This window comes from Streptomyces sp. NPDC059564 (genome assembly GCF_042735575.1).
Classification (GTDB): Bacteria; Actinomycetota; Actinomycetes; order Streptomycetales; family Streptomycetaceae; genus Streptomyces.
Window position 1 is genome coordinate 1 of the sequence record NZ_JBHWBP010000371.1, and the last position, 7,444, is coordinate 7,444.

Below are 7,444 nucleotides of genomic sequence, written 5' to 3' on the forward strand. Positions count from 1 at the left end.
GGGAGGAGCTGTGCGCGGCGGCCGAGGGGGCGGTCCCGCCGTCGGTGGTCGACCTGTGCGTGCGCCAGTACGGCCACTGAGCCGCTGAGCAGGGCGCCTCCCCGGCAGACTTGACCCTCACACCGTGTCAGGCCGTCCACTGGAAGGCGTCATGTTCACCATCGGAGACTTCGCCAAACACGGCAGGGTGTCGGTCCGCATGCTGCGTCACTACGACGCCCTGGGACTGCTACGCCCGGCCCGTGTGGACCCCGTGACCGGCTACCGGTTCTACGAGGCGGGGCAGCTCGCCCGCCTCAACCGCGTCATCGCGCTCAAGGAGCTCGGCTTCAGCCTGGACCAGGTGGGGTCGATCCTCGACGAGAAGGTGAGCGCGGAGGAACTGCGCGGCATGCTGCGGCTGCGCCGCGCGGAACTGGAATCCGCCGCGGCCGAGGCCGCCGCGCGCCTCACGCAGGTCGAGACGAGGCTCCGGACCATCGAGAGCGAGGGAACCATGCCCGCCGAAGAGATCGTCGTGAAGAGCCTGCCGCCCGTCCGGCTGGCGGAACTGACCGGGGTGGCCGCCGGCTACGCCCCGCAGGACATCGGGCCGGTCATCGGTCTTTTGTACGAGGAGCTGTGCACCCGCATCGAGCGAGCCGGTGCGGTCCCGACCGGTCCGGGCCTCGCCCACTACGAGCCGGCCCCCGGCGGCGAGCCGGGATCCGTCCTGGTGCACGCCGGGCTCCCCGTCGCCGGCGCCGTCCGCGCCGAGGACCTCGGGGGCGGGGTGCGGATCGTCGAACTGCCCGGGGTCGAGCGGGCGGCGACCGTGGTGCACCGGGGCGCGATGGACGGGGTCCTGCCGACGGCGCAGGCGCTGGCCCGGTGGATCGACGCCAACGGCCACCGCTCGGCGGGGTACGCCCGCGAACTCACCCTGGCCTGCCCCGAGGACCGGGACCAGTGGGTCACCGAACTCCAGGAGCCACTGCTGCCCTGACCCCGGGCCCGGGCCCGGGAGGATTTGACCTTGCCGCCAACGGCAGGGTCGCACGATGACCGGCATGAACAGCACCGCGAACCACACCGGCAGGATCGTCGCCGTCACGGGAGCCGGCACCGGCATGGGCCGGGCCACGGCCCGTGCCTTCGCCGCCGAGGGCGCCCACGTCGTGGCGATCGGACGGCGCGCCGAACCGCTCCGGGAGACGGCGGCCGGGCACGACCGGATCACGCCGCCGCCCGTCGACATCACCGACGCGGGCGCGCCCGAACGGATCGTCCGGGCCGTGTCGCAGGCGCACGGCCGGCTGGACGTGCTGGTCAACAACGCCGGCATCGTGCGCGGCGGCGCCCTCGGCACGCTGACGCCGGAGATGATCACCACGCAGCTCGCGACCAACCTCGTCGCTCCCGTCCTGCTGGCGCAGGCCGCGCTGCCGCTGTTCAGTCCTCGACGCGCGGATCGCGGCCCAGACCGAGGCCCGCGACCGGCTGGCGGCCGCCCTCGACGAGGTGACCGGCGGCCGGATCCGCCCGGTGGCCTGACCGACCGCGCCGGAGGCACGTCTCCGGGGCCTCAGGCCGCCGCGCGGCGCCGGTCGCGGACGTGGGCGCAGCGGCGGACCGCGTCCCGGCGGACCGTCCGCAGCCGGCGCGTCGTGGCGTGGCCGCGGCGGCGCCACTCCGCGCGCGGCAGCCCGGCGCGCTGGCCGCCGCCGGTGATCAGGGCGTTGACCGGGGCGTGCGGGTCGGCGGCCAGCCCCTTGGCGACCAGCACGCCCACCACGAGCGGCACCAGGGCCACGGCGAGCGCGGAGCCGGCGGCGCTCACGTTCCGGAGGCGGGGGCGGGCGCCGGGCACGGCATCGGGGGCGGTCACTGAGGTCATGCCGTCATTCCAGCAGCGGGCGCGCGGCGGGGAATCGGCGTACATACTCAGGCCGTTGCACATGCGGTACTCAGGTGAGGGTGGGTGGTGCGGGTGCCGGATCCGCAGGAGCGGGCCTTCGAGCCCGCGACCGGCGACGGCCCGGAGCCGGAGGGCGACGGCGGCACGCGGGCGGCCGAGGTGCGCACCGCGTACGAGGGGCTGCGCCAGATCCGGCACCTGCTGGGCGGCGGCGGGGCCCCGGCCCCGTGGGAGCTGCGGCTGATGCCGCGCGCGGTGGCCCTCGTACTGGAGGCGGCGGGGTTCCCGCCGTCGGCGCTGGACGCGCGGGGACAACGCTGCCGGACGGGCTACCGCGTGACGGCCGCCGCGCCCGGCACGGGGGGCGAGGTGCCCCGGCCCGGCCCGGACCGGGTCGAGGTGACCGGGCCCGGGACCGGCCGCGTCGAGGTGACCTGGCAGGGGCCGCCGGGCGGCGGAGCCGCGCGGGAGGAACAGGAGCGGCTCACGGCCTGCGCGGCGGAGCTGGAACGGCACGGCTGGGAGTGCCTGCTGTACCGAGGCCCCCGCGGCCGCCGGTTCCTGGAGGTGGAACCACCCCGCTGACCACCCACCCCGCCGCCGCCCGGAGCACCCCGCCCGGCGGGCCTACGGCGCGCCGAACGTCAGCGTCAGCCGTGGTGTTCCCTCGTTCGCCGCCGCCTCCGAGGACCACAGCCACAGCGCATCCGTCCCGGTGCTGGTCAGTGCCAGGCCGTAGGAGCCGCCGAGGGCGCCCGCCAGGGGTGCCGTGTCCAGCGCGGCGGTGTGGACCGCCGAGCCGTCCGGGATTCCCGGGAAGCTGCCGAGCGCCGGGGAACCCAGGCCCGGGCGGTTGTTGTACGTGGTCCCGTTCTCGGTCCACGCGCCAGTGACCGGGACGGCCGAGACGGTGTCCGTGGTCCCGGAGCCGCCCATGGTGCTGGTCTTCACGCTCAGCGCGGCCGACTTGAGCACCGTCCCGGCGGGCGCGGCGGGCAGGTCGAAGCGCAGGTAGCTCGCGTACGGGAGGGTCCCGCGCACCGCCAGGGAGCCGGAGCCGCCGAAGTTGGCGTCGGGGGCGCCCGCGTTGGCGTACGTGTCCTCTGCGGCGGTGACCTGGACGACCGAGTCGGCCGGGGCGGAGGCGAGGGCGTAGTGGTTGTGCACCTGCGCCGCGCTCAGGACGCCCGGGTAGACGGCGGTCTCGTCGAGCAGGCCCGCCCAGTGCTCGCTCGCGGGACGGTCCGGCCAGCCGCCGAGGCCGTCGAAGCCGACCCTCCAGTAGCCGGAGAAGTTCTCGTGCGTGGTGACGTTGAGGGTGCCCTTCTGGGCGCCGTCCACGTACAGGGTCATCCCGCCGGGGCCCTGGGTGGCGACGACGTGGTGCCACTGGTCGTCGTTGTAGGCGGCGGCGGTGGTGATGGTGCGGGTGGCGCCCGTGTAGACGCCGTAGACCAGCCGGCCGTCGTTGGTCATGTAGATGTGCTTGTCGTACTGGCTGCTGCCGTTGATCTGCTGGTTGCCGAAGCCGACGAGCTTGCCGCCCTGGGTGGTGCCCGTCTTGAACCAGGTCTCGATGCTGTAGGTGCCGCCCACCGTCTGCCGCCGGTCGCCGTAGACGTGGCTGTTCGTGCCGTTGAAGCCGATCGCCGTGCTCGCGCCGCCGACCGCTCCGGGCGACTGACGCAGCGCCGGGGCGTTCTGGTGCACGCCCGCCTGGTTGCCGTCCGAGGAGTCCGCGACGTACGGCAGGGCCGACTCGTCGTAGCGCCAGTACAGTTGAGCGCCGTCCGCGCGGACCTGGCTCGGGTACGCGTCCGCCGAGACCGGGACGCTCACGCCGACCGTGCCCGACGGGGCGCTGACGTTGCCCGCCGCGTCCGTCGCCGTCACCCGGTAGGTGTACGACTGGCCGGCCTGGGCGGTGGTGTCGGTCCAGGAGGCCTGCGGGCGCTTGAAGAACAGCGAGTCCGCGGTGACCGTCCCGATCGGCGTGGCCGCGCCGTTGCGGTAGATCCGGTAGGTGAGCGCGCTGTCGTCCAGGTCGAGGCTGGTGCGCCAGCGCACCTGGACCTCGCCGGGCCGGAAGGCGGCCGCGCTCGCCACGGGGGCCGTGGGCGCGCCCGTGTCGTTGGTGGAGGAGAAGCGGGTCAGGCTCTGCTGCGCCGCCCCGTTGACGGCGGTGAACTCACCGCCGACCCACAGGTACGCCGCGCCCGCCTTGGCGCCGACCGTCATCACCCGCGGGCCGATGCCCTCGCCGATGCCGTCGTTGGTGTCGGGGGCCCAGCCCAGCTTGCCCACGCTGGTGGTCGGCTGGGCGAGGAGGTGGTGGCGCTGGCCGTCGGGGTACTCGCCGACGCTGGAGCAGTCGTGCGCGTGGGAGGCGCTGTAGAGGACGTTCTGGTACGGCAGGACGGCCTGGGTGGCGCCCAGGCAGGTGTCGCGCCAGCGCTGGTTGAAGTCGGACAGGTTCAGGGCGATGCGGCCGTCGAAGACGCCGCCGCCGGTGCCCTCGTTGCCGGTGTAGAAGCCGGTGCCGTCGGTGGCGATGTCCTTGACGACGGAGTTGGTCTCGATGAAGCCCGGATAGGTCTTGGTGAGGGCGCCGCTCGCGGAGTCGACGACGGCCAGCGCGTGCGTGTTCGTCCCGTTGACGGTGAAGAAGTCCCCGCCGAGCAGCACGTTCTCGCCGTCCGGGGTGACCTCCACGGCGCGGCCGGGCTCGTCGGCGTCGGCCCTGAAGGGGCGCAGCGCGCCGTCGGACGCGTCGACGGCGGCGAAGCGCTGGCGGGGCTGGCCGGCGACGGTGAGGAAGTCCCCGCCCGCGTAGACGGTGTCGCCGGTGACGGCGATGGCCCGTACGGTGGCGGCGAAGGCCGGGCGGAAGGACGGCTTCACCGTGCAGGTCGCCACGTCGATGGCGGCGATGCTGGAGACCGGGGTGCCGTTGACCGCGCCGAAGTAGCCGCCCGCGTAGAGGGTCTTCTTGTCCGGCGAGAGGGTGAGCGCACGGACGGTGGCGGTGCCGCTGCCGATGGTGAAGGACAGGGTGCAGGAGGTGGGGGCGCCGGTCGCGGCGTCGAGGGCCGCGAAGTTCACCGCCGGCCGCTCGCTGCCCGAGCCGCCCGCGGGCGGGCGTACGGCGGAGAAGGTGCCGCCGGCGAAGACGGTGCCGCCCGCTTCGGCGAGGGCCCAGACGACCCCGTTGGGCTGCCAGGTGGGCAGCGCGTCGGCGGTGAACGCGACGGGCGGGGTGATGGCCGCCGCCCGCGGGACGAGTCCGAGGCCGACGATCGCCCCGGAGCCGGCCACGGACAGGGCGAGAGCGGCCGCCATCCCTCTGGATCTACGCATGAACCCCCCAGTTCGGTGTGCGTGGGTACTGCGCGTGCGGCGCGCGGGCCGCGCGGAGCACGGACGTACGGCCGCGACCCCGTGGAAAGGGGCACGGTCATGCGTACGGGCGCACCCTAGGGCGAATCGGCGGTCCGGTCATCACACTTGACCCATCGGATGCCGAAGGGGTCCGCGCCGTGTGGTGACGGCCCGGTCCGGGGGCGGGCGGCCGGCGGGCGCTCGGCATGCTGAGGCCCGCTCACGGGGCTAGGGTGAAAAAGGACGTCCAGGCCCCGGGGTCGCCGTATGCGGACCGGATCCGGCGAGGCCCGGCGCATTTCGGCGTCGATGGCGCGCCACCGCGATGTCCGCACATCACCCCCGATGCTTTCCCGGCAAGGAGGGAACGCATGAATCGGCACGCTCGTTACGCATTGCTCGCCCCGCTCCTGGTCACCGCCGTCGCCATGCCGTCCACGATGGCCCACGCGGCTGCCCCGGCCGCGCCCGCTGCGGCCCCCCAGGCCGCCTGCGCGCTGGTGGCGGCACCGAACACCAATCCCCAGGAATTCGACCTCACGCTGACCGGCTTCAGGGCCAACCAGAACGTCGGCATCACGGGTCCGGAGCAGTTCACCGTCACCACCGACCAGCAGGGCAACGCCAAGACCGAGGACGTCAAGAAGGGCAACTACACCGCCAAGCCCAAGGGAGGCCAGGGCCAGGGCAACCAGAACAGGTCGGTCGGCTGCACCAAGCCCGCCCGGGGGACCACGACCACGACCACCGTGCGCATCACGGATGTGGACGTAGCGGCTCCGGCGACCAATCCGGAAGTCGACTGCTCGGTACCGCAGAGCGTCACCTTCACGGGCAAGCTCACCGGTACGGGCACCGGAGAGGTCGAGGTGTTCTGGCAGGGCAACAGCAAGGCGAGTTCGCCCCTGGTGAAGTTCACCGCGCCGGATACCTCGGCCGGGAGCTTCACCTCGAAGTCCAACACCCGCTCGGCTCCCACACAGCCCGCGCCCGTGGCCGCCGCCCAACTGACCGTCGGCAAGGTGTCGGACTCGACGTTCGTCACGCTCAAGTGCAAGACCGGAACCTGACGGGACGGCTCAGCCCGCCGGCAGGGCGCGGCACAGGAGAGCCGCCGGGGACGGGCGGGAGGCGGCGCGGGTGGTGAAGGCGATGCCCGCCGCGTACTCGGTCGGCAGGCACTGGCCCTTGTAGTGGCCGGAGGCGAAGTCACCGCCCCCGGCGCCCGACGGGCGGTTGTCGCCCCGGTCGAACCAGACCGTGCGGCCGCCGCCCGCGGGCAGCGCGGTGCGGGCCGGGGCGCACAGGGCCGCCGAGACCCGCTCGCCGCGCAGGGCGTACCCGATGAGGAACTGCCCTGAGGGGCACTGGAACTTGGTGTAGCCGCCGGCCCAGTCGCCGCCCGGCGGGACGTACGTCTCGTCGCGGACCACCGTCTGGCCCCCGGCCGGGGCCCGCAGGTCGGAGGTGGAGCACAGGCCGCGACCGCCGGTGTGGCTGAGGCCGGCCAGGCGGGCGCCGTCGGGGCAGACCGCCTTGCGGGCGCCGACGTCCCAGTCCCCGGCGGCGCGGGTGCGCAGCGAGGCGTTGTGGTCGCGGTGGTCGGTGCTCAGCTGGTACCAGGCGGGGGTGGCGGGGACGGGTCCGGTGCGGCCGGGGGCGGTGGCGAGGGCCGTCCACGGGGCGGTGCGCCAGTCGGCGGGGTCGAGGACGCCGGTGCGTCGGCCCGTGGCGTCGTAGCGGAGCATGGCCCAGCTGTCGCCGCCGGGGGCGCCCTGCGCGGTGGTGCTCCAGCCGACGAGCGGCCAGTAGGCGAAGTCGGCGTCGGAGGCGGCGAGGTCGCCGGTGAAGTTCTGGAACCAGGCGCGCGGGGCGGCTGCCGTCTCGTCGGCGCCGATGCCGAACTCGCTGATCCAGACGGGGGCGGTGAAGTGGGTGCCCGTTTCGGCGGAGACGAAGAAGGCCTGGTCGTAGAGGGTCTGCTGGAGCTGGGCGGGGGTCATGTCCTGGTAGCGGGCGTCGTGGGTCTCACCGAGGCCCGTCGCGCCGCTGTGGTGGGGGCCGGTGTACCCGTAGAAGTGGGCGGAGTAGACCAGCTTGTTGGAGACGACGAGGGTGTGGGAGAGGGTGCGGACGGGGGTGCGGCAGCTGGAGCGCGGGGAGCACACC

General features: G+C 74.2%; 5 protein-coding genes and 2 pseudogenes. 4 read left to right on the forward strand and 3 right to left on the reverse strand.

Translation table 11 applies throughout. The annotated features are described in order from the left end of the window. Nucleotides 1-151 precede the first annotated feature (151 nt). Nucleotides 152-985, forward strand: a complete 834-nt coding sequence (locus tag ACFV0Q_RS35440) for a MerR family transcriptional regulator (RefSeq protein WP_385011217.1) — start codon at nt 152-154, stop codon at nt 983-985. 55 nt (nt 986-1,040) lie between these two features. Further along, nucleotides 1,041-1,430, forward strand: a pseudogene (locus ACFV0Q_RS35445) (SDR family oxidoreductase); the annotation flags it as partial. 134 nt (nt 1,431-1,564) lie between these two features. Here ACFV0Q_RS35445 and ACFV0Q_RS35450 read toward each other — a convergent pair. Beyond that, nucleotides 1,565-1,876, reverse strand: a complete 312-nt coding sequence (locus ACFV0Q_RS35450; protein WP_385011218.1) for a hypothetical protein — start codon at nt 1,874-1,876, stop codon at nt 1,565-1,567. A gap of 84 nt (nt 1,877-1,960) precedes the next feature. Here ACFV0Q_RS35450 and ACFV0Q_RS35455 point away from each other — a divergent pair, with 84 nt between their 5' ends. Further along, nucleotides 1,961-2,482, forward strand: coding sequence for a hypothetical protein (locus tag ACFV0Q_RS35455; protein ID WP_385011220.1), 522 nt, complete (start codon nt 1,961-1,963; stop codon nt 2,480-2,482). 42 nt (nt 2,483-2,524) lie between these two features. Here the strand turns inward: ACFV0Q_RS35455 and ACFV0Q_RS35460 are convergent, their stop codons facing one another. Continuing rightward, nucleotides 2,525-5,254 carry a DNRLRE domain-containing protein gene (locus ACFV0Q_RS35460; protein ID WP_385011222.1) on the reverse strand — a complete coding sequence of 910 codons (2,730 nt, stop codon included), beginning with the start codon at nt 5,252-5,254 and terminating at the stop codon, nt 2,525-2,527. A gap of 392 nt (nt 5,255-5,646) precedes the next feature. On the opposite strand from ACFV0Q_RS35460, the gene ACFV0Q_RS35465 reads away from it, so the two are divergent. After that, complete coding sequence (locus ACFV0Q_RS35465) at nt 5,647-6,345, forward strand: hypothetical protein (protein ID WP_385011224.1); 699 nt, start codon at nt 5,647-5,649, stop codon at nt 6,343-6,345. Nucleotides 6,346-6,354: 9 nt separating this feature from the next. On the opposite strand, the pseudogene ACFV0Q_RS35470 reads toward ACFV0Q_RS35465, so the two are convergent. Further along, nucleotides 6,355-7,444 (reverse strand): annotated as a pseudogene (locus tag ACFV0Q_RS35470) (glycoside hydrolase); the annotation flags it as partial.